Here is a 23,517-nt window from a genome sequence, read left to right on the forward strand (position 1 = left end):
CTCCCCCGGCGATCTTGCACTTACCGCCCTGCCATAAGGGGCTATAACGGGCGCATGGCGGGCGCTAAGTGCAAGATCGGCGCCATCAGGCGTGGGCGCCGTCGGGCGCGCGCGTCAGGGGGTCAGGGCGTGGACCACGTCGCCTACGACCACAATCGCGGGTGGACGCAGCGCGGCGGTCTCGACGTCTTGCGCGACCGTGCCCAGCGTGGAGCGCAGCGTGCGCTGGGCCGCCGTCGTGCCCTCCTGGATCACCGCGGCGGGGGTGTCCGCCGGCTTGCCGTGCGCGATCAGGGTCGCGGCGATGGCGGCGAGGTTCTTCAGGCCCATCAGGATCACGAGCGTGCCGCGCAGCCCGGCCAGGGCGTCCCAGCGTACGAGCGACGCGGGCGCGTCGGGTGCGAGGTGCCCGGACACCACTGTGAACTCGTGCGCCACGCCCCGGTGGGTCACCGGCACCCCGGCCACCTCCGGCACCGCGATCGCGCTGGTCACGCCGGGCACCACAGTCACCGGCACGCCCGCCTCGGTGCAGGCCAGCAGTTCCTCGCCACCGCGGCCGAAGACGTACGGGTCGCCGCCCTTGAGCCGTACCACCGCCTTGCCGGCCCGGGCCCGGTCCACCAGGATCCGGTTGATCTCCTCCTGGGCACGCGACGGCCCGTACGGGATCTTGGAGGCGTCGACCAGTTCGACGTCCGGGCGCAACTCGTCCAGGAGCAGGCCGGGCACGAGCCGGTCGGCGACGACCACCTCGGCCTCGGTGAGCAGCCGCCACCCCTTCACGGTGATCAGCTCCGGGTCGCCCGGTCCGGCGCCGACGAGCGCGACCCGTCCCCCGGCGGCGCCTTCCGCCTCGGGCGACGGCGCGAAGCCGGGGCCGGTCCGCGCGCCCAGCAGGTCCCGCACGGCGTCGCGGACGCCCATCGCCCGGCGCGGGTCGCCGCCGCCGAGGACCGCCACGGTGACCGGGCCGTGCCGGGTCACCGCCGGAGTCCACGCGCTGGCCGCCGTGCGGTCGTCGGCGCGCACGCAGAAGATCCGCCGTTCGGCCGCTGCCGCGCTGACCGCGGCGGCGGCGGCCCGGTCGTCCACCGCCACCTGGACCAGCCAGGCGCCGTCCAGGTCGCCGGGGGCGAACCGGCGCGGCTCCCAGTGCAGCCGCCCGGCGTCGACGTGCGCGCGCAGCGCCGGGGTCAGTTCGGGCGACACCAGCAGCACGTCCGCGCCGGCGTCGAGCAGCGCGGGCACCCGCCGGGTGGCGACCGCTCCCCCGCCGACGACGACCACGCGCCGCCCGCCCAGCCGCAACCCCAGAGGGTACGGGCTGGGCGGCGTCGGTCCGGTCACTTCTCCGCCACCCCGGCGGAGTCGAACGTGGCCACCTCGTGCAGTACCCGGACCGCGCCGGTGACCACGGGCAGGGCGAGCAGCGCCCCGGTGCCCTCGCCGAGCCGCAGTCCCAGGTCGATCAGCGGCTCCAGGCCGAGGTGCCGCAGTGCCGCCGTGGCGCCCGGCTCGGCGCTGCGGTGCCCGGCGACCATGGCGCCCACCGCGTCGGGCGCGAACGCGGCGGCGGCGAGCGCGGCGCTCACCGCGATCACGCCGTCGAGCAGCACCGGCACCCGACGCGCGGCGGCACCGAGGATCAAGCCGGCCAGCGCGGCGTGCTCCAGCCCGCCGACGGTCGCCAGCACGCCCAGCGGGTCGGCCGGGTCGGGCTCGTGCCGGGCCAGCGCAGCCCGCACCACCGCAACCTTGCGGGCGTACGTCTCGTCGTCGACCCCGGTGCCCCGCCCGGTGGCCGCCTCCGCGTCCACGCCGGAGAACGCGGCGATGAGCGTGGCGGACGGGGTGGTGTTGCCGATGCCCATGTCGCCGGTGAGCAGGATGCCCGCCCCGGCGTCGATCAGCTCACCGGCGACCCGGATGCCGGTCTCGACGGCCGTACGGGCCTCGTCCCGGGTCAGCGCGGCGGTGACCGTCATGTCGCGGGTGCCGGGGCGGACGTTCGCGGCCACCAGACGCGGCCCGGCCGGGTCGGCGGACTCGGCGCCGGGGATCGGGGTGGCGACGCCGACGTCCACCACCGTGACCGAGGCGCCGGCCTGGCGGGCGAACGCGTTGACCACCGCGCCACCGGCCAGGAAGTTGGCGATCATCTGGGCGGTGACCTCCTGCGGCCACGGGGTCACGCCCTGGGCGTGCACGCCGTGGTCACCGGCGAAGATCGCCACAGCGGCCGGTTCGGGCAGCGGCGGCGGGCAGGCACCGGCCAGCCCGGCGAGGCGTACCGAGAGCGGCTCCAGGGCGCCGAGCGAGCCGGCGGGCTTGGTCAGCCGTCCCTGCAACTCGCGGGCCGCCGCCATGGCGGCCTCGTCGAGCGGCCGGATCGCCGCGACTGTGGACTCCAGCATCATGCCTCCAGGATCCGTGCCAGCGTCTCGATGAACGCGTCGGTGGTACCCCGGTCGCGTACGGCGATCCGGAGCCAGTCCGGGCCGAGCCCGGGGAACGTGTCGCCCCGGCGTACCGCCCAGCCGTGCGCGCGCAGCCGCTCGCGTACCCCGGCGGCACCGGCCACGTGGATCAGGACGAAGGCGGCGGCCGGGCGCCCCGCCACGCGTACCCCCGGCAGGCCGGACAGGCGGGCCACCAGGTGGTCGCGGTCGGCGGCGAGTTCGGCGGCGATGGCGCGTTCGGCCGCGACGGCGGCCGGCGCGGCGCAGGCGGTGGCGGCGGCGAGCGCCGGCGTGGAGACCGCCCAGAGCGGCTGCGCGGCGGCGAACCGGGCCAGCAGCGCGGCGTCGCCGAGCAGGTAGCCGATCCGCAGCCCGGCCAGGCCCCAGGTCTTGGTGAGGCTGCGCACCACCACCAGGCCGGGCAGGTCGCGCCGGCCGGCGAGGGACTCGGGCTCGCCGTCGACGCCGGGCGCGGCGGTGGTGTCGGCGAACGCCTCGTCGACCACGAGCACCCGGCCGGGACGGGCCAGCGCGGCGATCGTGTCCGCCGGGTGCAGCACCGAGGTCGGGTTCGTGGGGTTGCCGATCATGACCAGGTCGGCGTCGTCCGGGACGCGGGCCGGGTCCAGGCGGAAGCCGTCGGCCGGGTCGAGCAGCACCCGGTCGACCCGGTGCCCGGCGGCGCGCAGCGCGGCCTCCGGCTCGGTGAACTGCGGGTGCACCACCACGGGGTGGCGGACGCCGGACAGCGCGCGGGCGATCAGGACGAATCCCTCGGCGGCGCCGGCGGTGAGGAGTACCTCCTCCGGGGGTCGCCCGTGCCGGTGAGCGACGGCGGCGCGGGCCGGCGCCGGGTCCGGGTACGCGGCCAGGTCGCCCAGCGCGGCGACGACCGGGTCGGCCAGCCAGTCCGGCATCGGGGCGCGGCGCACGTTCACCGCCAGGTCCACCAGGCCGGGCGTGGCCTCGGCGTCCCCGTGGTGGCCCAGGTCGGGCTCGTCGAGCGCGGCGGCGCTCCCGGTCGGTGCTGCGGGCATGTCCGCGATCCTGCCGGGTAGCCGCCGCCCGGGACAGCGCATCCCGGCGTGGGTCGCGTCACGGTCCGCCAGTTTATGAGTTCTTCTCATTTCCGAATCGGAAATGTCATAGCTTGACCCCGTGAGCAGTCGTCCCCTTGCTTCCGCTGGCCGTCTCGTTCCCCTTCTCCGCGCCGGGCTGATCGCCGGCATCGTGGTCGCCGCCGCCCTGTACCCGCTGGTCGCCGTCACCGGCATCGGGGCCAAGGCCACCGCGCACGCGATCGAACAGAAGACGAGCATCCTCAAGACCGCGCTGCCGGCCGAGACCTCGTACGTCTACGCGCCGGACGGCAAGACGGTGCTGACCATGTTCTACGAGGAGTACCGGCAGTACACCAAGATCGAGAGCATGTCGCCGAACATCCAGCAGGCGATCGTCGCCGCCGAGGACAACCGCTTCTACCAGCACCACGGCGTCGACCCGAAGGGCGTGGCGCGTGCCTTCGTCTCCAACGCCCGGTCCGGCGGGGTCTCCCAGGGCGCCTCGACGATCACCATGCAGTACGTGCGGATGGCGCTGCGGGACAGCGCGACCACGCCGAAGGAGGTCCAGGAGGCCACCCAGCAGACCAGCCTGCGCAAGGTCAAGGAGATGCGCATGGCGCTGGACATCGAGAAGCACCTGAGCAAGGAGCAGATCCTGGAGCGGTACCTCAACTCGGCCTACTTCGGCCACCGCGCGTACGGGATCTACGCCGCCTCGCAGATCTTCTTCTCCAAGACGCCGGCCACGCTCACCCCGGTCGAGGCGGCCACGCTGGCCGGGCTGGTGAAGTCACCGTCGGAGTACGACCCGATCACCTCGGACCAGAAGGACGCCACCGGCCGGCGCAACTACGTGCTGGACAACATGGCCCGCCTCGGCTACCTGTCACCTGACGCCGCCGCCGCGGCGAAGGGCCAGCCGATCAAGCTGAAGCTGACCGACCCGCCGAACGACTGCGCCGCGATCGACGGCGGGCACCGCAGCTGGGGCTTCTACTGCGACTACCTGAAGAACTGGTGGAGCTCCCAGCCCGCGTTCGGCGAGAACCGGCTGGAACGGATGGACAAGCTGCGCCGCGGCGGCTACCGGATCGTGCTCGCGCTCGACCCGAAGACCCAGGCGGCGGCGGAGAAGAACGTCGGGGCCAAGGACAACACCGGCAGCCCGTTCGCCAACGGGATCGTGGTCGCCGAACCCGGCACCGGGCGGATCAAGGCGATGGCGGTGAACCGGAACTACTCGCTCGACCTGGCCGAGAACCCGAACAGCTCGAACCCGGAGGCCGGCCCGAAGGTCAAGGCGAACTATCCGAACACGGTGGCGCCGCTGCTGGGCGGCGGGACGCTCCCGGGCTACCAGGCCGGTTCGACGTTCAAGATGTTCCCGATGCTCGCCGCGCTCAACGCCGGGATGCCGCTGTCCACCGCGTACGACTCGCCGTACACGTACAAGTCGGCCGTCTACGACGGGTGGGCCCCGTCCAACGCCAGCGGCGCGATGACCGGCCGGCAGACCATGTGGTCCGGGTTCGGCAAGTCGGTGAACACGTACTTCGTCCAGCTGGAGGAGAAGATCGGCGCCGACGCCGGGGTGCGCCTGGCCGAGCAGCTGGGGCTGCGCTGGCGTACCGACGTGGACAAGGAGCAGGCGTCGCCGGGCAAGGCGAAGAAGTGGGGCGCGTTCACGCTCGGCGTCTCCGACGCCACCCCGCTGGAGATGGCGAACGCGTACGCCGCCATCGCCGCCGACGGACGCTACTGCGAGGCCATCCCGGTCAACGCGATCATGAACCGGGACGGCACGCCCGCCACGTACACCACGGCGGGCGGGGTGCAGCGGGAGGTCGCCAAGCCGCGGTGCCGGCAGGTGGTGAACGCCGACGCGGCCCGCGCCGCCACCGACGCGGCGCGCTGCCCGACCGGCGACACCCCGGCCAAGGGGAGCTGCGGCGGCTGGTCGACGGCCGACAGCGTGCGGGGTACGGTCGGCCGCCCGGTCGCCGGCAAGACGGGTACGACAGACAGCACCCGGTCGGCGTGGTTCGTCGGCTACACGCCGGAGCTGGCGGCGGCGAGCTTCATCGCCGACCCGGACAATCCGTTCAACGCGGTGGGCGACGGGCAGTCGCAGATCCCGGTGAACGCGGTGGCGCAGACCTTGCGGGACTCGCTGAAGGGCCAGCCCACCCGCCAGTTCACCCCACCCTCGGACCAGATAGTCGGCTGATCCCCTCTGTTCCGCCCGGGGGTGCGCCCGGGTAGTTGATCAAGGAGTTTGCGTCAGGGATCGAACGATCTCCAGACGCGAACTCCTTGATCGACGTTGAGAGAGGGGCGGACGCTCCTATGGCGCGTCAAGTGGCTGGGGTGGGCTTTCGAGGCGTCGGTAGAGGTCTCTTGCGATGTATCGCTTGAGGCAGCGTTTGATCTCTCGGTCGGTTTTGCCTTGGGCGCGGCGGCGGTCGGCGTAGGCGCGGGTGGGTTCGTCGTAGCGCAGTCGGGACAGGGCGACGGTGTGCAGGGCGCGGTTGAGTTGCCGGTCGCCTGAGCGGTTGAGCCGGTAGCGGATGGTTTTGCCGGATGAAGCAGGGATCGGGGCGGCGCCGGCGAGCATGGCGAACGCGGCGTCGTTGCGGCAGCGTCCGGGGTGGGACCAGGCGGTCAGGACGGTGGCGGCGACGATGGGTCCGACGCCGGTGAGGTCGAGCAGGTCGGGGCGCCAGGAGCGCACGATCATACGGATTGCTGTCTCGTGGCTGGCTGCCTCCGTTTCCAAGGTCCGGATGCGTCGGGCGAGATCACGTAACACCGCCAGCGCGGTGGCGGCCTCGATGTCGCCACCGGCCGTGGTCGGTCGCAGCCGGCCAGCCGTGGTGATCATCGTTCGGGTGCGCTGCCCGCGAAAGCGGGTTCGCACCGCTTCGGGAGCGGTGATGACCATCGCGTGCAGCTGCCGCTGGGCGGCGGTGGCAGCCTCGACGGCCGCCCGGCGGGCGGTCAGCCGCATCTGCAGCGCTGCCCGCTGAGGCCCGGTCTTGGGCTGCGTCAGCCGGGTGCGGGCCAGGGCATCACGGGCGGCGCGTTCGGCGTCGATCGGGTCGGACTTTGCCCCGGCCCGGCGAGTCGGCCGCTTGGGGCGGTCCAGCTCGACAACCAGCTCACCGGCATCGGCCAGATAACGGTGAAGGCCGGCGCCGTAGCCGCCGGTGCCCTCCAGCGCCCAGGCCCGCAACCCTGACTGCTCATCGGCCAGGGCTACCAGCTCGGCGTAGCCGTCCGGGTCGGTGTTCACCCTGACCCGTGCCAGCACGGCACCGGTGCGGGCATCGAGGACCGCGGCGGTGTGGGTGTCTTTGTGCGTGTCGACGCCGATGACGACCTCGACCAGATCTGCCAGCATGGACATGCGTTCTCTCCTCACCGTGGGGGACGCGAGGTCCGGTCCGGCGCGGAGATGGCAGGACTGTGATGAGACACGCCAGCCGCTAACTGGCGGTCAAGCTCCTGATCAGGCCAAACGTCTCCCGCCGGGCCGACGCTGGCAGCAGCAGACGGACAAGTCCCGCCAAGGACACAAAGCCAGTCAGACGAAGGTCACGCCTGCCACTGCCAGCCATCAGCTCATCACTACTGAACCGACCCCGCCATGCTCACAGTCAGCGGAGGTCGGCCGCCACGAAGGACCACAGCTCCAGGTCGACCCGGGCGCCCCTGACGAAACCGGCGTTGCGCAACAGGCCCTCGTAGCTGAAGCCGGCCTTCTCGGCGACCCGCCGCGACGCCACGTTGCCGGCCGCCACCCGCAGCTCCACCCGCTGGAACCCGTGCTCCAGGATCAGCGCGATGGCCACCGCGTCCACCGCCTCGACCGCCAGGCCGTAGCCCCGGGCGTGCGGCGCGATCGCGTACGACAGCTCGGTGAGCCGGGCGCCCCAGTCCGTGCGGCGGGCCCAGAGCGAGCCGACCACCCGCTGGTCCTCCCGGCGGACCACCGCCCAGTGGTCGCCGTCGCCGCTGTCCCGCCGCTGCCGGGCAAGCTCGGTGCACCACGCCCGCCCGTCGATCTGCCCGGACGCCTCGGCCAGCGGCAGCCAGCGCTGCGTCTGCCGGTCTGCGAACACCTCGTCCACCGCCTCCGCGTCGGCGGCGACGAGGTGCCGCACCTCGATGCGCGGGGTGGAGACGGTGAGCGCCGGGAACCGGCGTACCGCCACCTGCCCGATCACGCCGACGCCCCCATCGGTGCCAGTGCGGCGGCCACCAGCCGGGCCGCGATGTCCGGATGCGCGGCCCAGTGCGGCACGAGCTGCGAGGCGTGCACGGCCTGCCGGACGAAGCCCTCCGGGTTGCCACCCTCCCAGCGCCAGGCCGGCCGGTCGCCGGCGCGCGGAGTGAGCACGGCGGCGTGCTGCTTGTGCCCGGTCACCGTGGCGCCGGCCGCCGCCACCACGCTGTCGGTGACCGCCGTGGCCGTGCGGTAGCCGACCACCAGGCCGTCCCGGACCGTGCCGACCGCGTCGAGCACCCCGCACATGGGCAGGCCGTCCAGCTCCCGGGCCAGCCAGAGCAGGCCGGCCCCCTCGGCGATCACCGGGCGGCCGGAGCGGGCCAGCTCGGCCACCGCGATGCAGAGGCGGCGGTTGGCGGAGAGCTGCTCCGCATACGTCTCGGGCAGCCCGCCGCCGACGACCAGCGCGCGCGCACCGGCGGGCAGCGCCTCGTCGCGCAGCGGGTCGAGCGTCACCACCTCGGCGCCCGCCGCACGCAGCAGCTCGGCGGTCTCGGGGTGGCTGTAGGTGCCGGCCGGCCCGCCGGCGAGCGCCACCACCGGCCGCTCCCCCGACGGCTGCGGGGCCTCGGCCGGCTCCGGCGACCACGGCTCGACGGTGAGCGCGGGGGCGGAGCGGGCCAGCGCCAGCAGCCGGTCGAGGTCGACGGTGGCGGCCACCGCCTCACCGAGCCGGCGTACGCCGCGTTCGGCGTCCGCGTCGGCGCGCACCACGGGCCCGGTGCCATAGCGGCGGGCGGGCAGCACCGGGGGCAGCTCGTGCCGGCGCAGCGCCCCGTAGACCGGCACGCCCACGTCGTCGAGCGCCTCGCGCAGCAGCGCCTCGTGCCGGGGTGAGGCCACCCGGTTGAGGATCACGCCGCCCAGCCACAACTCGTCGTCGTACGCCCGGAAGCCGTGCACCAGCGCGGCCACCGACTGGCCCATCGCGGCCACGTCCACCACGAGCACCACCGGACTGCGCAGCGCCGTGGCGACTGCTGCCGTGGACTCGCTCTCCGGTCGCCCGGCGACCGAGTCGTAGAGGCCCATCGTGCCCTGCACCAGCGCGAACCCGGCGCCGGCCGCGCCGTACGCGAAGAGGGGGGCGATGCGCTCCGGGCCGACCAGTCTCGGATCAAGCGTGCGCCCGACGCGCCCGGCGGCGAGCCCCAGATACGCCGCGTCCACCTGGTCCGGCCCGACCTTGAACCCGGCCACCGGGATCCCCCGGTCGGTGAGCGCCGCGAGCAGGCCGAGGGAGACGGCGCCGGTGCCGTGCCCCGAGGAGGGCGCACTCAGCACGACGCGCGGCACGTCGGTCATCATCGACTCCTGATGTGGGTGGTTTCCGCCCGCGTGACCATACCCGTCCGGCCCGGCGCGCGAGGGCCACGCACTCCGCCGTTTTCTCCCTGGCCGCGGCGAGTGGCATCGCTCATACGGGTAGCCTTGGCCAACGTGTACCGGTTCCTGCTGACCCCGCGCTGGCTCGGCTACCTCGCGCTCACGCTCGTCGCCGCCACGGTGATGGTGTTCCTGGGCAACTGGCAGCTGGACCGCTACCGGGGCCGCACGGCGGTGAACGAGCGGATCGACGCCGGGGCCACCATGACGCCCGCGCCGCTGCGCGACGCGCTCCCCGCGCCCAGCAGCGGCGACGTCGGTCCCGCGCCGTCCGAGGAACTCACCTGGAGCCGGGTCACCGCCACCGGCCGGTACGACAGCGCGAACACCGTCCTGATCCGCGGCCGGACCGTCGACCGGACGGTCGGCTTCGAGGTGCTCACCCCGCTGGTGCTGGCCGACGGCACAGCGGTGCTCGTCGACCGGGGCTGGATCCCGCCCGTGCCCGGCGCCGGCGCGACAGTCCAGCCGGAGGTGCCGGCGGCGCCGACCGGCGAGGTGACAGTCACCGGCCGCGTGGTCGGCAGCGAGAGCGGCGGCGGCGCGGTCAGCCGGCGCGACGGCAAGCTGGAGGCGCGGCGCATCGACATCCCGCGCCTGGCCCAGCAGCTCCCCTACCCGGTGACCGGCGGCTACGTGCTGCTCGACGGGCAGACGCCGGCCGCCGACCCGGCCTTCCAGGCGGTCCAGATCGGGCACACCAACAACTGGCAGAACTTCGGCTACGTCTGGCAGTGGTGGATCTTCGCGGTGATGAGCCTCTTCGGCTACGGCTGGGTGGCACGCAGGGAGGCCCGCCGCCGGGCCGGGCTGGACACCCCGGGCGAGCCGGTGGACCGCGCCGCCGAGCCGGCCGCCCCCACCTCCGCCTGAACCCGGCGCCCTCCCGGTGGGCACACCGGGCGGCGGGGACGTTGTAGGGTCCGCGGATGATCGTCAATCGTGGGGGTCGCGGTGACCTCTGACGCCACGACGCCCCCGGCCGCCGAGCCGCCCGCGTACGACCCGTGGTCGGCCATGCCGCCGGCCGTCGCGCCGCCAACCGAGCAGTTCCCGGTGATCGCCGCGCCGGACGCACCCGTCGCCCCGGCGCCCACCGCGCAGTTCCCCGCCGCGCCGGCGGCCCCGCCGCACTCCGCGCCGCCGTTCTCCGCCCCACCGGCCACCGCGCAGTTCCCGGCCGCGCCACAGTTCTCGGCACCGCCCGCGCAGTTCTCGGCGCCGCCTGCCCAGTTCTCCGCGCCGCCCGCGCAGTTCTCGGCACCGCCCGCCCAGTTCTCCGCGCCGCCGATGGCGCCCGCCGGGGCGGTCGCGCCGTTCCACGGGCCGGCGGGCACGCCCGGGCCGTACCCGCCGGCCGGGCCCGTGCCACCCACGCAGTCCGTGGTGGCGGTGCAGATCGCCGAGATCATGGTGACGCCACCGGTCATCCGTACCCCGGCCGGTGTCCTGCCGCTCGCCGGCGCCTCCTGGTACGTCACCGACCACTGGCAGAAGGAGGAGAAGATCGCCCCGTGGGCCGTCGTCGCCGCGATCCTCGGCTTCTTCTGCCTGACCGTGTTCAGCCTCCTGTTCCTGCTGATCAAGGAGACGCGGCACTACGGCACCGTGCAGGTGACGGTGAGCAGCGGCGGGCACCAGTACGTCGCGCGGATCCCGGTGACCGACCAGTTCCAGGTGCAGCAGCTCAACAACCAGGTCAACTACGCCCGGTCGTTGTCGGCCGGCTGAGCCGTCAGCCGGTGACCCGGCCGGCGTGGATGGCGCGGACCGCGTCGATGGTGTCCGCCTCGGCGGCGGTCTTGTCGTCGCGGTAGCGCAGCACGCGCGCGAAGCGCAACGCCATGCCGCCCGGGTACCGGCTGCTGGTCTGCACCCCGTCGAACGCGATCTCGACCACCTGCTCCGGCCGTACCCGCACCACCCAGTCGCCCTTCTCCACGGCGAGTGACAGGAACCGCTCGGTCTGCCAGCGCAGCAGCTCGTCGGTGAGCCCCTTGAAGGTCTTGCCGAGCATGACGAACTCGCCGGTGCGCGGATCGCGGGCGCCGAGGTGCAGGTTGGACAGCCAGCCCTCCCGCCGGCCGCTGCCCCACTCGACCGCGAGGACGACGAGGTCGAGCGTGTGCCGCGGCTTGACCTTGACCCAGGCCGAGCCCCGCCGGCCGGCGTCGTAGGGCGCGGCCGGATCCTTGACCACCACGCCTTCCTGGCCGGCGTCGACAGCCGCGGCGAACGCCGTGGCCGCCTGGTCCACGTCGTCCACCTCGACCCGGTCGACGAGCAGCGAGGCGTCGACCGCGCCGGCCAGGGCCGCCCACCGCTCCCGCCCGGGCGCGTCGATCAGGTCGGTGCCGTCGAGGTGCAGCAGGTCGAAGAAGTACGGCGTGAGCACCGGCTCGCCGGTGCGCTCGGCGGCGGCCAGCACGGCGGGCGCGACCTGTGTCGGCCCGGTGGTGCTGGGCGTGGTGCGCCGGGCCGCGCGGCTGGACGTCTCCTGGAACGGCAGCGGCCGGCCGGCGGCGTCCAGCCCGATCGCCTCACCGTCGAGCACCAGCTCGCGGGCGGGCAGCGCGCGGACGGCGGCCACCACCTGGGGCAGCCGGCCGGTGATCTCGTCGAGGCTGCGGGTAAAGACGGCGATGTCCGGGCCGGAGCGGTGCACCTGGATGCGGATGCCGTCGAGCTTGACGTCGACCACCGCCGGCACGCCGGTGGCGGTCAGCGCCTCGTCGACCGAGGGCGCGCTCTGCGCCAGCATCGGCGCGAGCGGCCGGCCCACCTGGAGCCCGAACCCGGCCAGCGCGGCGGCACCCCCGGTGAGCGCCGCGACCGCCACCGCCCGCAGGTCACCGGCGAGCAGCAGGGCCCGCCGGACGGCGGTGACCGGGACGTCGGCGGCGCGCGCGACCGCGTCCGCCAGCAGCCCGGCCTGGGCGCCCTGGCGCAGCTCACCCCGGAACAGGCCGGTCAGCAGGCGCTGCTCGTCGGCGGTGGCGGCGGCGAAGAGACGGCCGACCAGTTCCCGCCGCCGGGCCTGCGAACCGGCCCCGGCGACGCGGGAGATCTCCTCGATCGCCGCGTCGACGGCGGCGACGGTGAGCGTCGGCTCAGCGGCCGGCGGGGGCAGATCACGCAGGCCCGCCCAGCCGACACCGGTCTGACGCTGGCGCAGCTCACCGGCGAGGTAGCCGGCGCCGGCCGGGATCTCGCCCGGCTCCAGCCCACGGAGCGCGGCGGCCAGCAGCTCCACCTTGGCCCGTCGGCCACTGGTGGCCCCGACCGCGGCCGAGGTGGCCGCCAGCTCCGCGAAACGCACGACCACATCCTGCCAGCCGGCTGTGACATCGGGGCGGATCCGGCGGCCCGGCACACCGCACGGGTGCGCCGGGCCGCCGGGCCGACGGTCAGGCCGAGACGGGTTCCTCGATGCGCAGGCCGCGCCCGCGCACGCCCTCGGCGACCCGGGTGAGCAGCGCGTCGAGCGTGACCAGGGCGGCGGAGAGCTCGCCGATCTGTTCGTTGAGCGTGTCCTCGGACCACGCGGAGACGTCGACGTCCCCCAGAGCACGGACGGCGGCCTGAAGCCGCTCCATCTCGTCGTTCGTACGCATGTTCGAAAGGCTATAACACCCCGCCCGCCGACACACCACAAACTCCGACATCGGCCCCGAAGTTACGGTTTCGACACCTCACGCGCGGTTTCCGGCCTCCGCCACCCGGGCCAGCAGCAGCGCCTCGGCCAGGCACACCCGGGCGAACTCGCCCAGGTGCAGGCTCTCGTTCGGCCCGTGCGCCCGCGCGTGCGGGTCCTCCACACCGGTCACCAGGATCGCGGCCTGCGGGAACATCTCCTGGAACGTGGCGATGAACGGGATCGACCCGCCGACCCCGATGTCGACCGGGTCGGTGCCGTCCCAGGCCGTCCGGAACGCCGACCGGGCCGCGTCGAACATCGGCCCCGAGGCGTCGATGACGCAGGGCGCGCCGTCGTGCTCGAACGTCACCGACACCTGCGCGCCCCACGGCGCGTGCCGCTCCAGGTGCGCGGTCAGGGCCGCGTACGCCTTCTTCGGGTCGTCGCCCGGCGCCAGCCGCACGCTCAGCTTCGCCTTCGCGGACGGCACCAGCGCGTTCGGGGCCTCGCCGGTGGCCGGCGCGTCCACGCCGAGGATCGCCAGCGCCGGCTTGGTCCAGAGCCGGTCGGTGATCCGCCCGGTGCCGAACAGCTTCGCGCCGTCGACCAGGCCGGCCTCGGCCCGGAACCGGTCCTCCGGGTAGTCGACGCTGGCGCCCTCGCGGGCGGCCAGCCCGTCCACCGCGACGTCGCCGGCCTCGTCGTGCAGCGTGCCGAGCAGCTTCACCAGCGCGGTGAGCGCGTCCGGCACGGCGCCGCCGAACATGCCGCTGTGCACCGCGTGGTCGAGCGTGCGCACCTCGACGAAGCAGTTGACGATGCCGCGCAGCGAGGTGGTCAGCGCCGGCACGCCGACGTCCCAGTTGGTGGAGTCGGCGATCACGATGACGTCCGAGGTCAGGTCGTCGCGGTGCTCGGCGAGCAGCCGCTCCAGCGAGTCCGAGCCGTACTCCTCCTCGCCCTCGATGAACAGCACCACGCCGACCGGGAGCCGGTCGCCGAACGCGCGCAGCGCGGCGACGTGCGCCATGATGCCGGCCTTGTCGTCGGCGGCGCCCCGGCCGTAGAGGCGGCCGTCGCGCTCCACCGGCTCGAACGGGTCCGACTCCCACAGCGACAGGTCGCCGACCGGCTGCACGTCGTGGTGCGCGTACAGGAACACGGTGGGCGCGCCGGGCGGGGCCGCCTTCGTGCCGATCACGGCCGGCTGGCCGCCGGACCGGACGATCCGCGTGTCGAGGCCGCAGCCGCGCAGCAGCTCCGCCACCGCCTCGGCGGAACGCTCCACGTGCGAGTGGTCGAAGCCCTCGAAGGCGATGCCCGGGATGCGGACGAGTCGCTCGAGGTCGGCACGGACGCCGGGCAGTTCCCGCTCGACGGCGGCCCGCACCTCGGACTCGGAGAGGATCGGAGTGGTCATGACCGGAATCGTATGCTGGCCTTACCCCGCCACGCCGCCCGAGCCCGATCGCCGCCCCACGCGCACGTAGTAGCGGTCGCCGTCGTGCGGCAGGTCCGGTGCGCCGTCGACGACCAGGTCCACCGCTGCCGCCGTACCGTCGGCGGCGAAGTGCGCCCGCTCCCCCGCGTGCCAGCGGCGCAGCTCCGGCAGGATCTGTTCCCCGTCGCGGGCCAGCGCCCGGCGCAACCGCAGTTCGGCCGGCGCGGTGACCAGCACCGACAGCGTCAGCTCGGGGCGTACCGCGGCGCGGGCGGCGCTCATCCCCTCGACGATCAGCACCGGTCCGGCCGGCACCGGCACCACCCGGTCCAGGAAGCGGCGGCGCACCCAGCTGTAGCGGCGGTACCCGCCCGCCCGGCCGGCCCGCAGCGGGCCGAGCACCTGCTCGTCCAGCCGGGTCCAGAACGTGAGCTGGTCGTCCCAGCCGTCGAGCAGGTCGTCGGTGTGCACGAGCGGCGGCCGGACGCCGCACGCCAGCTCCGCGAGGGCGTCCGCGAGGCGCGTCGCGAACCGGCTCTTGCCCGCGCCGCTGGGCCCGTCGACGGCGACCAGGCGGGTACGCCCCAACCGCGCCGGGCCGGCCAGCACCCGACGGGCCAGCCCGGAGTACGCCTCGATCACTGCGACGTTCACCCGACCGACGCTAACGTTCCCCCGTCCGCTGGAAACTGCGACCCGGGCGGACCGTTTCGCCGAGCGGCGGCCCGGCGCGCTGGGCATCATCGGGGGGTGCTCCATGACGTGATGTGTCCGGGCGTCGACGCCCTCCTGGAACAGGCCCGCGCCGGTCTCCGCCGGCTCACTCCGCACGAGACCGTCGAGGCGGTCCGTGGCGGCGCGCTGCTGATCGACACGCGTACCGAGGCGCAGCGCCGCGAGGAGGGTGAGCTGCCCGGCGCGATCGTCATCGACCGCACGGTGCTGGAGTGGCGGCTCGACCCGGCCAGCGCGTGGCGCATACCGGAGGCCACCGGGTACGACCGCGAGGTCATCGTGGTGTGCCGGGAGGGGTACAGCTCCAGCCTGGCCGCCGCCAGCCTCCAGACGCTGGGGTTGCGGCAGGCCACCGACATGATCGGCGGGGTGCAGGGCTGGCGGGAGGCCGGGCTGCCGATGTCCGACCGCCCGGCCGACGTGCGCTACTGAGCCCTCGCGGTCGGCGCTGTGGCTCGCGGTCCGAGCCGGGTCGCACGACCGGCGAGGGCCGGTGGAACGGCCCCTTATGCCGGTGGCGCGCCGGGTGGTACGAACGGCAGTCCCGGCGGTGGGCCGGACTCGATCAGCCGCCACAGCGCGTCGGTGTCGAGGTGCTCCTCCACCAGGTCGCCCAGCAGGTCCAGCGTCCCCTCCCGGGCCGCCACGAAGGACGTGTCCGGCGCGACCTTGAAGCCGCTCCGGCCGGACGCCTCCGCGACCTCGGTCAGGAACCGGCGGCGGAACGCGTCGGAGGAGAAGGCGCCGTGCCAGTGCGTGCCGTACACGGTGCCGAGTCGCGCGCCCTCGCCGGTGCCGTCGGCGTAGCGCAGCAGCGGCGCGAGGCCCGGGTCGGCGGCCGAGACCCGGCCGTGGTGGATCTCGTAGCCGTGGACCGGCACGTCACCGGCGGCGGTGCCCTCGGCCCGGCGGACCGTCTTGCGGGGCTCGAAGGTGATCTCGACGGGCAGCAGCCCGAGGCCGGGTACGGTGCCCCGGCGACTCTCCACCGCGTCGTGGATCGCCCGGCCCAGCATCTGGAAGCCGCCGCAGATGCCGAGCAGCGGCCGTCCGGCGGCGGCGTGCGCCCGGACCGCGTCGGCCAGGCCGGTCTCCCGCAGCCAGGCGAGGTCGGCGACTGTCGACTTGGTGCCGGGGAGCACCACCAGGTCGGCGGCGGCCAGTTCGGCCGGCTCGACAGTGAGGCGTACCCGCACACCCGGCTCGGTCGCGAGGGCCTCCACGTCGGTGGCGTTGCTGATCCGGGGCAGCCGGACCACCGCGACGTCGAGCCAGTCGGTGCCCCGGGGTGCGGGCGGCCGGCCGAGCACCCGCCCGTACGCGAGCGAGTCCTCCGCGTCCAGCCACAGGTCCAGTGCCCAGGGCACCACCCCGTACGTCGGGCGGCCGGTGACCCGGCGCAGCATGTCCAGCCCCGGCTGGAGCAGGCCGCGATCGCCCCGGAACTTGTTCACCACGAACCCGGCCAGCAGCGCCTGATCGGCCGCGTCGAGCAGGGCGACGGTGCCGAACATCGAGGCGAACACGCCGCCCCGGTCGATGTCGCCGACCACGATCGTGGGCAGCCCGGCCTGCCGCGCCAGGCCCATGTTGACGTAGTCGCCGTCGCGCAGGTTGATCTCGGCGGGGCTGCCCGCGCCCTCGCAGATCACCACGTCGTACTCGGCCCGCAGCTCGGCCAGCGCCGCGTACGCCGTGGTGGCGAGCCGGGACCGCACCTCGTGGTAGTTGCCGGCGGTGACGGTGTCGACCGCCTCGCCGAGCAGCACCACCTGGCTCGCGTTGTCGCTGCCCGGCTTGAGCAGCACCGGGTTGAAACGCAGGTCGGCTTCGAGCCCGCAGGCGGCGGCCTGCATCGCCTGGGCGCGGCCCAGTTCGCCGCCGCGACCGTCCGGGCCGACCACCACGGCGGAGTTGTTCGACATGTTCTGCGCCTTGAACGGCGCGACCCGGACGCCCCGGCGGCGCAGCCAGCGGCAGATGCCGGCGGTGAGCACGCTCTTGCCGGCGTCGGAGGTGGTGCCGGCGACCAGCAGCCCGCCGCTCACCGCCCGCTCCCCCGGCGGGCTGCACGCGTGAGGACGCCCAACGCCGCCCGGCCGGTGGCGCCGACCAGGCGACCGACTGTCACCGGGTAGAGCGCGGCCAGGCCGAGCGCGGCCACGCCCACCGCGCCGGAGATCCGGGCGGCCCGCTTCAGGTGCCGCGCCTCGGGACGGGGGCCGTCACCGAGGAACGGCCGGGTCTCGGCGCGGCCGAAGTAGACGTTGCGCCCACCGAGCCGGACGCCGAGCGCGCCCGCCATCGCCGCCTCGCACTGACCGGCGTTCGGGCTCGGATGGTCGGCCCGGTCCCGCCGCCACACGTGCCAGGCGGCGGCGCGGTCCCCGTGCGCCACCGGCGCGACGGCCACCGTGAGCAGCCCGGTGAGCCGGGACGGCACGAGGTTCAGCGCGTCGTCCAGCCGGGCCGCCGGGGTGCCGAAGCGGGCGTACCGGGGCGAGCGGTGGCCGACCATCGCGTCGAGCGTGTTCGCCGCCCGGTAGCCGAGCAGGCCGGGCAGGCCCGCGACCGCGCCCCAGACCAGCGGGGCGACCACGGCGTCGGAGGTGTTCTCGGCGACCGATTCGACTGTGGCGCGGGCGAGTTCGGGCTCGTCGAGGGCGGACGGATCCCGCCCGCAGAGGTTGCCGAGGCGGGCCCGGGCGGCGGGCAGGTCGGCCCGGCCCAGCGCGCGTGCCATCACCCGGGACTCGCGCCGCAGCGTGCGCCCGCCCAGCACCGTCCAGGTGCCGGCGGCCACCAGCGCGGCCCGGGCCACGGGATGGCGGCGGGTCGCCAGCGCGGCGGCGGCACCGAGCAGGACCGGCGCGCCGACCGCGAGCGCCGTGAACGCGGTGCCGGCCGCCCGGTCGGGGCGGTAGACCCGCCGTTCCAGCGCACCGGCCGCGATGCCGAAGCCGGCCACCGGATGCCATCGGCGGGGGTCGCCGAGCAGGGCGTCGAGCGCGTAGCCCGCCACCAACCCGGTCGCGTTCGCCATGGCGGTCGCCTGCCGCACCCGTCACCACCTCCGGCGGGCCAGCCTAGTCGTACCGCGGGGTGGTGACGCCGACGTCACCACCCCGCGCCCCCGTCGGACGAAGGGTCAGGCGGGCACCGGGGTGCGCCGCCGGCCACGGCGCCCGGAGGTGGTCCCGGCGGCGCCGCCGGGACTCGCGCCGCCCGGCTCGCCCTCCCCCGGTCCACCGGCACCCGGTGCGGTGACCTCACCCAGCTCGTCGTCCCCGGCCGGGGCCGGCTCGTCGCCCTCCTCGGGGGACAGGTCGTCGTCCTCGGCCGGCAGGCGCGGGCCGGTGCCGGACGGACCGTCCGCCCGCACGCCCGACGGGCCGCCCGGCAGGCCGCCGGACGGTCCGCCGAACCGCCCGTCCCCGCCGGGAACGGGCGCACCGGGCCGGTCGTCGAACGGGTCGGGCTCGCCCACCCGCTCGACGGTGCCGACGAGCCCGACCCGGCCGCCCCCGTACTCCGGCGGCGGGAAGTCGTCGTCGAAGGGCCGGTCGTCGAACGTCGCCGGGGCCTGCGCGTCCGGCACCGGCTCGGTCGCCTCGCCGTGCACCCGCTGCTCGGCCTCCGCGTCCTCGACGGTGCTGGTGGCCGCGCGGGGCTGGTTGCGCAGGAAGCGGGCCCGGCCCCGGGACAGGTCGTGCCCGACCGCGACCGCCTCCAACTCGTAGAGCGTGCGGTGGGTGCCCGCCTCGTCGGTCCAGTCCCGGGTGTAGAGGCGCCCGGCCACGATGACCGGATCACCGACGGCCACCGAGGCGGCCACTCCCTCGGCGAGGCGGCGCCAGCAGTTGACGCGTACCCGAAGGCTGTTGCCGTCGACCCAGCGGCCGCTGTCGCGGTCGAGCCGGCGGGCGGTCGAGGCGACCTTGAAGTTGGCCACCAGCGTTCCGCTCTGCGTGGTCCGGCGCCACTCCGGCGCGGTCAGCACGTTGCCGACGATCGTCACGTACGTATCGAACATCGCCCCTCCCAGGGATCGACTTGTCCCGGGAAGCGTCGGCCGACCGACCCGCCCGGACCACCCGCCCGGCCTTTGCCTGTGGATGACGGACCGCCCTGTGGACAACCACCTGATCAAGGTCCCGATCTGCTAGGCCGACCGGCCCTACGGGCCTGACCTGCGACGACGCATGATCGAAAGGAGCCGGCAGGCAGGCGTTCCGGAATCGCGCCGGTTGGGTAAGTACTTGATCAACCGAGAGAAAGGGAGCTCCCATGCTTCTCCGAGACGTCCGCGAGGCAGCGCGATGAGCGCCGTGGCGAACCCCGCGACCGTGGCCGAGTGCCTGCGGGTCGGCGCCGGGTTCTCCCAGGGCGACCGCAACTGGATCGCCGAGCAGTTCGCGACCCTGGACGCCCGGCTCGCCGGCTTCCACGCCGACGCCACCGAGCTTGAGGTGTCCGTCAAGGATCGCGAGGCCCGGGGCCAGAAGGTGACCCTGGAGTGCTGGGTCGCCGGGCGGCAGAAGATCGTCACCACCTCGACCGAGGAGGATCTGCACGCCGCGCTCAACGACGTCCGGGACGACCTGCGCCGCAAGCTCAACGACGCGAAGACCCGGCAGGAGCCGCGCCACAACAAGCACCTGCGCGCCGTCGACCAGCCCGATGGTGCCCCGTTGCAGGACGCCGAGCGCGAGGAAGCCGAGACCGTCTGAGGCCCGTATGCCCCCGTCCGTCCGGTGCGGGCGGGCGGGGGCTACCGCCGGGTAGCCCGGCGGCGTACCGTCGCGGTCGTGGAACCGGACGTGCTGGGCGCCCCCTACGAGCGGCGGACGATCGACCTGGGCACCGACGACGAGGGGCCGGTGGTCGCGACCCTGGTGCGGCGGCGGGCCGACCGCCCGACCGGCCGCGCCGTGCTCTACGTGCACGGCTTCGTCGACTACTTCTTCCAGACCCACGTGGCCGACTTCTTCGCCGAGCGGGGCTGGGACTTCTACGCGCTCGACCTGCGCAAGTACGGCCGCAGCCTGCTGGCGCACCAGACCCCGAACTTCTGCCGCGACCTGAGCGACTACTTCCCCGAGCTGGACGCCGCCGCGGAGATCATCCGCACCGAGGAGGGCCACGACACCCTGCTCGCCATGGGCCATTCGACCGGCGGCCTGATCATCTCGCTCTGGGCGCACGACCGCCGCGACGCCGGCCTGGTCGACGGCATCGTGCTCAACAGTCCCTTCTTCGACATCAACGCGCCCTGGATGGTCCGCCGGCCCCTCGCGGCCGCCGTCTCCCGCCTGGGCCGCAGGGCGCCGCAGCGTGTGCTGCCGGTCGGGCTGGGCACGGTGTACGGCGAGAGCCTGCACGCCGACCACCGGGGCGAGTGGCGGTACGACCTGGCCTGGAAGCCGCTCGCCGGGTTCCCGGTCCGGGCCGGCTGGATCAACGCGATCCGCGCCGGTCAGCGCCGACTGCGGGCCGGGCTGGACATCCCGGTGCCGGTGCTGCTCGTCTGCTCCACGCGCAGCTTCCGGGGCACGAAGTGGCACGACAGCGCCACCGGCGCCGACGCCGTGCTCGACGTCGAGCACATGGTGCGCTGGGCGCCCCGCCTCGGCCGGCACGTCACTCTCGCCCGCTTCGACGGCGGGCTGCACGACCTCACGCTGTCCAGTCCCGGCGTACGCGAGAAGGTCTTCGCGGAGGTCGGACGGTGGGCGGAGGGATTCCTGCGCGCCGGGCCGACCGAGCCGGAGCCCACGACACCGCCGGCCCCGCGGCGGCCGGCCGACGCGGCCGCCGAGGGCTGAGGCCGGACCGGCCCCGCCGCCGGCTCAGTCGGCGACGACCGCCGCGAGCGCGGACCGGATCCGGTCGAACGTCGCGATCGGGTGACCGCCCGCCCGCGCGGGCAGGACCACGCCCAGGCAGCGCAACGCCGGTCCGCCGTCCGGCCCGGCCTCGACCGCGAACACCGGCGCGCCCACGTAGCCTGCGGGCAGCTCCGTGGTGACCCGCACCTCGCCGCCGTCCCGGACGACCCGCTCGACGACCGCCTCCAACGGCCGCGACCCGCCGTCGCCGACGCCCAGGGCCAGCACGAACGCCGACGCGGGCGCCGCGCCGATCCGGGCGACCGAGTCGGCCGGCGCGGCCACTGCCTCGGTGACATGCTGGGTACGCCAGCGCCAGCCCCGGTCGTCGGCCCAGCCGTGCAGACCGCCGGTCGGCATCGCGGCGAGCCCCAGTTCCGGCAGGTGCAGCCAGTGGTCGGCGAAACCGGGCAGGTCGATCGGCTCGTCCGCCCCTTCGGCCGGGTCGGTGACGCTCGGCCGCAAGCCGATCTCGCCGTACGCGCGGTCGGTGAGCGCGTCGGCGGTGAGCAGCCACTCGTGCGCGACCTCGCCGTCGTCGGTGGCGCCGACCAGCTCGCTGTAGAAGAAGGCGGTGCCGAGCACGCCGGGCGGTGTGCCCGGGCCGTCCGAGCCGGTGAGGGGCAGGATGGCCCGTCCGAGGAGCTGACACAGCTCGAAGACGATCTCGTTCTCGGTTTCCTGGTCGAGCAGCATCCGACGAGGGTACGGATCGCGTCCCGCCCGGCCCGCGCCGGACCCGCCGCAACTGTGGTGCCGGTCCGGGCCCCCGCGTGGGACGCTGAGGGGCGGAACGGACGCGCCGACCCGTACCCCCGGGCACGCGGGGAGCGGCGGTACCCTCTTGGCGCGACGACCGTCGGCGCGCGCCCGTAGCTCAGCGGATAGAGCAGGGGACTTCTAATCCCAAGGCCGCAGGTTCGAATCCTGCCGGGCGCACAGGTACTTCCCCGATCTGACCGGCTCGCGTGGGGATATTCGTGGTGCGAGCGCTACTTGGCCGCGTGGCAGCCTCGAACGGACGCACCAAGCGCCAGCGCGGCGAGATCGAAACCCTTCCCAGCGGGTCACTGCGCGTGAAGGTCTATGCCGGCGTCGACCCGATCAGCGGCAAGAGGCACTACCTGACCGAGGTCATCCCCGCCGGCCGCACCGCGGCTAACGAAGCCGAGATGGCACGTACGCGGCTGCTGGCCCAGGTGGACGAGCGGCGCAACCCGCGCACCCGCGCCACGCTCGACCAACTTCTAGACCGGTGGCTTCAGGTGGCCGACCATCGAGGCCACCACCCGCATGGGCTACGTCAACAAGGTCAACAAGCACGTACGGCCGGTGCTCGGCAAGCTGCCGGTTGGCCGGCTCGACGCCGAGACGTTGAAGCCGTTCTATGCGAGCCTGCGCCGCTGCCGCGACTGGTGTGGTGGTAAGGCGTTCGTGAAGCACCGCGTGCAGGGCGAGCACACCTGCACCACGAAGTGCCGGCCGCACGTCTGCAAGCCGCTCAGCGCCTCGTCGGTGCGGCAGATCCACTGGATCCTTAGTGGTGCCCTCAGTCGCGCGGTCCGGTGGCGCTGGATTGCCGTCAATCCCGCCAGCCAGGCTGAGCCGCCCGCGCCTCCTCACCCCGACCCCCAGCCACCGAGCCCCGCCGACGCGGCCCACATCATCAACGAAGCGTGGCGCGACCCGGACTGGGGCGCGCTGGTCTGGCTCGCGATGACGACGGGCGCCCGACGCGGCGAGTTGTGCGCGCTGCGTTGGCACCATCTCGACCTTTCTGCCAGCGTGCTGACGCTGCGACGAAGCGCCTACTTGGACGAACACGGCGAGCTGCGGGAGAAGGACACCAAGACGCACCAGCAGCGGCGGGTAGCGCTCGACCCGGAGACGGTCGAAGTGCTGCGCGAGCTGCACGGCCGATACCTCGACCGCCTAGCGCTGCTCGACGCGGACGCCGACCCGGCCGATTACGTCTTCTCCCTCGAGCCCGACAACAGCCGTGGCTATCGGCCCGACACCATCACCCAGCGGTACGGCCGGCTCGCCACCCGGCTTGGCATTGACAGCCACATCCACGCCCTGCGCCACTACTCGGCTACGGAGCTGATCAATGCGGGTGTTGACGTGCGGACGGTCGCCGGACGCCTGGGGCACGGCGGTGGCGGGACGACGACGCTCAGGGTGTATGCCGCTTGGCTGTCGGAGTCTGAGCAACGGGCCGCCGCGACGTTGGCCGCCCGTATGCCGCCGCGCCCATTGACTCCGACGCAACGGACCCCGCCGAGCAGCCCATACCGAGCGATCGCCGCCGGGATGCGCCAGCAGATCACCACTGGTCAACTGCGGACTGGCGACCAACTTCCCACGGTTGCCAAGCTGGCTGCGGCACACGGCGTCTCCGTCGGTACTGCTCACCGAGCTGTCGCCTTACTGGCCGCGGAGGGCCTGGTAAGCGTTGTCCGAGGCCGCCGACCAACCGTCGCGGGCGCATAAGCCGCACGTATCCGAGTCACGCAGCTGCACGAACCCGAGCCTGTTCGCACGTGCGACTGACCGACGACCGTTGGCCAGATGCTTGACGCCGAGTACTCCGTCGAGCCCGACAGCAACCGCGTC

General features: G+C 74.3%; 19 protein-coding genes, 1 tRNA gene and 2 pseudogenes. 8 read left to right on the top strand and 14 right to left on the bottom strand.

Going from position 1 to position 23,517, the window contains the following annotated elements; translation table 11 throughout:
* Positions 1-114: 114 nt before the first annotated feature.
* From cobA to cobC, 3 genes are read right to left on the bottom strand one after another with little or no spacing between them, the layout of a single operon-like run.
* A complete protein-coding gene (gene cobA, locus EAD96_RS10810; protein WP_121684175.1) occupies positions 115-1,350 on the bottom strand; it encodes a uroporphyrinogen-III C-methyltransferase in 1,236 nt (411 codons plus the stop codon).
* Positions 1,347-2,417 (bottom strand): nicotinate-nucleotide--dimethylbenzimidazole phosphoribosyltransferase, encoded by a 1,071-nt coding sequence (cobT, locus tag EAD96_RS10815; RefSeq protein ID WP_121684199.1) that lies wholly within the window; start codon positions 2,415-2,417, stop codon positions 1,347-1,349. Before cobT ends, cobA begins: the two co-directional genes overlap by 4 nt.
* Complete coding sequence (gene cobC / locus EAD96_RS10820; RefSeq protein ID WP_121684176.1) at positions 2,417-3,499, bottom strand: Rv2231c family pyridoxal phosphate-dependent protein CobC; 1,083 nt, start codon at positions 3,497-3,499, stop codon at positions 2,417-2,419. The genes cobT and cobC overlap by 1 nt, the downstream gene beginning before the upstream one ends.
* Before the next feature lie 121 nt (positions 3,500-3,620).
* Between cobC and EAD96_RS10825 the strand changes: the two genes are divergently transcribed.
* The gene (locus EAD96_RS10825) at positions 3,621-5,753 is read left to right on the top strand and encodes a transglycosylase domain-containing protein (RefSeq protein WP_121684177.1); all 2,133 of its coding nucleotides are present in this window, start codon (positions 3,621-3,623) and stop codon (positions 5,751-5,753) included.
* Positions 5,754-5,870: 117 nt separating this feature from the next.
* Here the strand turns inward: EAD96_RS10825 and EAD96_RS10830 are convergent, their stop codons facing one another.
* From EAD96_RS10830 to EAD96_RS10840, 3 genes are all read right to left on the bottom strand, one after another.
* Positions 5,871-6,932, bottom strand: a complete 1,062-nt coding sequence (locus EAD96_RS10830; RefSeq protein ID WP_120572001.1) for an IS110 family transposase — start codon at positions 6,930-6,932, stop codon at positions 5,871-5,873.
* 250 nt (positions 6,933-7,182) lie between these two features.
* Positions 7,183-7,752 carry a GNAT family N-acetyltransferase gene (locus tag EAD96_RS10835; RefSeq protein ID WP_091423050.1) on the bottom strand — a complete coding sequence of 190 codons (570 nt, stop codon included), beginning with the start codon at positions 7,750-7,752 and terminating at the stop codon, positions 7,183-7,185.
* On the bottom strand, positions 7,749-9,119 hold the full coding sequence (locus EAD96_RS10840; protein ID WP_121684178.1) for a cobyrinate a,c-diamide synthase: 1,371 nt from the start codon (positions 9,117-9,119) through the stop codon (positions 7,749-7,751). Before EAD96_RS10840 ends, EAD96_RS10835 begins: the two co-directional genes overlap by 4 nt.
* Positions 9,120-9,254: 135 nt before the next feature.
* Between EAD96_RS10840 and EAD96_RS10845 the strand changes: the two genes are divergently transcribed.
* Both EAD96_RS10845 and EAD96_RS10850 read left to right on the top strand, forming a co-directional pair.
* A complete protein-coding gene (locus tag EAD96_RS10845; protein WP_121684200.1) occupies positions 9,255-10,073 on the top strand; it encodes an SURF1 family protein in 819 nt (272 codons plus the stop codon).
* 81 nt (positions 10,074-10,154) lie between these two features.
* Positions 10,155-10,931 (top strand): hypothetical protein, encoded by a 777-nt coding sequence (locus tag EAD96_RS10850; RefSeq protein WP_121684201.1) that lies wholly within the window; start codon positions 10,155-10,157, stop codon positions 10,929-10,931.
* 4 nt (positions 10,932-10,935) lie between these two features.
* Here EAD96_RS10850 and EAD96_RS10855 read toward each other — a convergent pair whose 3' ends face one another.
* From EAD96_RS10855 to EAD96_RS10870, 4 genes and pseudogenes are all read right to left on the bottom strand, one after another.
* Entirely contained in the window at positions 10,936-12,519 is a 1,584-nt protein-coding gene (locus tag EAD96_RS10855) for an ATP-dependent DNA ligase (RefSeq protein WP_121684202.1), read from the bottom strand.
* A gap of 88 nt (positions 12,520-12,607) precedes the next feature.
* A complete protein-coding gene (locus EAD96_RS10860) occupies positions 12,608-12,814 on the bottom strand; it encodes a hypothetical protein (RefSeq protein WP_030273275.1) in 207 nt (68 codons plus the stop codon).
* Between the two features lie 78 nt (positions 12,815-12,892).
* Complete coding sequence (locus tag EAD96_RS10865) at positions 12,893-14,257, bottom strand: dipeptidase (protein WP_121684179.1); 1,365 nt, start codon at positions 14,255-14,257, stop codon at positions 12,893-12,895.
* A 24-nt stretch (positions 14,258-14,281) separates the two neighbouring features.
* A pseudogene (locus EAD96_RS10870) lies at positions 14,282-14,932 on the bottom strand (uridine kinase); the annotation flags it as partial.
* Between the two features lie 111 nt (positions 14,933-15,043).
* Between EAD96_RS10870 and EAD96_RS10875 the strand changes: the two are divergent.
* Positions 15,044-15,445 carry a rhodanese-like domain-containing protein gene (locus EAD96_RS10875; protein ID WP_120573558.1) on the top strand — a complete coding sequence of 134 codons (402 nt, stop codon included), beginning with the start codon at positions 15,044-15,046 and terminating at the stop codon, positions 15,443-15,445.
* A 74-nt stretch (positions 15,446-15,519) separates the two neighbouring features.
* Here EAD96_RS10875 and EAD96_RS10880 read toward each other — a convergent pair whose 3' ends face one another.
* From EAD96_RS10880 to ssb, 3 genes are all read right to left on the bottom strand, one after another.
* Positions 15,520-17,061, bottom strand: a complete 1,542-nt coding sequence (locus tag EAD96_RS10880; RefSeq protein ID WP_121684180.1) for a cobyric acid synthase — start codon at positions 17,059-17,061, stop codon at positions 15,520-15,522.
* On the bottom strand, positions 17,058-18,056 hold the full coding sequence (locus tag EAD96_RS10885; protein WP_121684203.1) for a cobalamin biosynthesis protein: 999 nt from the start codon (positions 18,054-18,056) through the stop codon (positions 17,058-17,060). The genes EAD96_RS10880 and EAD96_RS10885 overlap by 4 nt, the downstream gene beginning before the upstream one ends.
* A 105-nt stretch (positions 18,057-18,161) precedes the next feature.
* Positions 18,162-19,046, bottom strand: a complete 885-nt coding sequence (ssb, locus tag EAD96_RS10890; protein WP_121684181.1) for a single-stranded DNA-binding protein — start codon at positions 19,044-19,046, stop codon at positions 18,162-18,164.
* Positions 19,047-19,332: 286 nt separating this feature from the next.
* Here ssb and EAD96_RS10895 point away from each other — a divergent pair, with 286 nt between their 5' ends.
* Positions 19,333-19,743, top strand: coding sequence for an HPF/RaiA family ribosome-associated protein (locus EAD96_RS10895; RefSeq protein WP_121684182.1), 411 nt, complete (start codon positions 19,333-19,335; stop codon positions 19,741-19,743).
* A gap of 78 nt (positions 19,744-19,821) precedes the next feature.
* The gene (locus EAD96_RS10900) at positions 19,822-20,838 is read left to right on the top strand and encodes an alpha/beta hydrolase (RefSeq protein ID WP_199733133.1); all 1,017 of its coding nucleotides are present in this window, start codon (positions 19,822-19,824) and stop codon (positions 20,836-20,838) included.
* 24 nt (positions 20,839-20,862) lie between these two features.
* Here the strand turns inward: EAD96_RS10900 and EAD96_RS10905 are convergent, their stop codons facing one another.
* Positions 20,863-21,597: a hypothetical protein gene (locus EAD96_RS10905; protein ID WP_121684183.1), complete on the bottom strand. Its 735-nt coding sequence runs from the start codon at positions 21,595-21,597 to the stop codon at positions 20,863-20,865.
* Positions 21,598-21,767: 170 nt separating this feature from the next.
* On the opposite strand from EAD96_RS10905, the gene EAD96_RS10910 reads away from it, so the two are divergent.
* Both EAD96_RS10910 and EAD96_RS10915 read left to right on the top strand, forming a co-directional pair.
* Positions 21,768-21,840: transfer RNA gene (locus EAD96_RS10910), tRNA-Arg, on the top strand.
* Between the two features lie 29 nt (positions 21,841-21,869).
* A pseudogene (locus EAD96_RS10915) lies at positions 21,870-23,394 on the top strand (tyrosine-type recombinase/integrase).
* Positions 23,395-23,517 lie beyond the last annotated feature (123 nt).

This window comes from Micromonospora sp. BL1 (genome assembly GCF_003667485.1).
GTDB classification, from domain to species: domain Bacteria; phylum Actinomycetota; class Actinomycetes; order Mycobacteriales; family Micromonosporaceae; genus Micromonospora; species Micromonospora tulbaghiae.

Coding starts and splice junctions, on each gene's coding strand:
- cobT (WP_121684199.1), bottom strand. CDS start 2,417: ATGCTGGAGTCCACAGTCGCGGCGATCCGGCCGCTCGACGAGGCCGCC.
- cobC (WP_121684176.1), bottom strand. CDS start 3,499: ATGCCCGCAGCACCGACCGGGAGCGCCGCCGCGCTCGACGAGCCCGAC.
- EAD96_RS10830 (WP_120572001.1), bottom strand. CDS start 6,932: ATGTCCATGCTGGCAGATCTGGTCGAGGTCGTCATCGGCGTCGACACG.
- EAD96_RS10840 (WP_121684178.1), bottom strand. CDS start 9,119: ATGACCGACGTGCCGCGCGTCGTGCTGAGTGCGCCCTCCTCGGGGCAC.
- EAD96_RS10860 (WP_030273275.1), bottom strand. CDS start 12,814: ATGCGTACGAACGACGAGATGGAGCGGCTTCAGGCCGCCGTCCGTGCT.
- EAD96_RS10865 (WP_121684179.1), bottom strand. CDS start 14,257: ATGACCACTCCGATCCTCTCCGAGTCCGAGGTGCGGGCCGCCGTCGAG.
- EAD96_RS10875 (WP_120573558.1), top strand. CDS start 15,044: ATGTGTCCGGGCGTCGACGCCCTCCTGGAACAGGCCCGCGCCGGTCTC.
- EAD96_RS10885 (WP_121684203.1), bottom strand. CDS start 18,056: ATGGCGAACGCGACCGGGTTGGTGGCGGGCTACGCGCTCGACGCCCTG.
- ssb (WP_121684181.1), bottom strand. CDS start 19,046: ATGTTCGATACGTACGTGACGATCGTCGGCAACGTGCTGACCGCGCCG.
- EAD96_RS10895 (WP_121684182.1), top strand. CDS start 19,333: ATGAGCGCCGTGGCGAACCCCGCGACCGTGGCCGAGTGCCTGCGGGTC.
- EAD96_RS10905 (WP_121684183.1), bottom strand. CDS start 21,597: ATGCTGCTCGACCAGGAAACCGAGAACGAGATCGTCTTCGAGCTGTGT.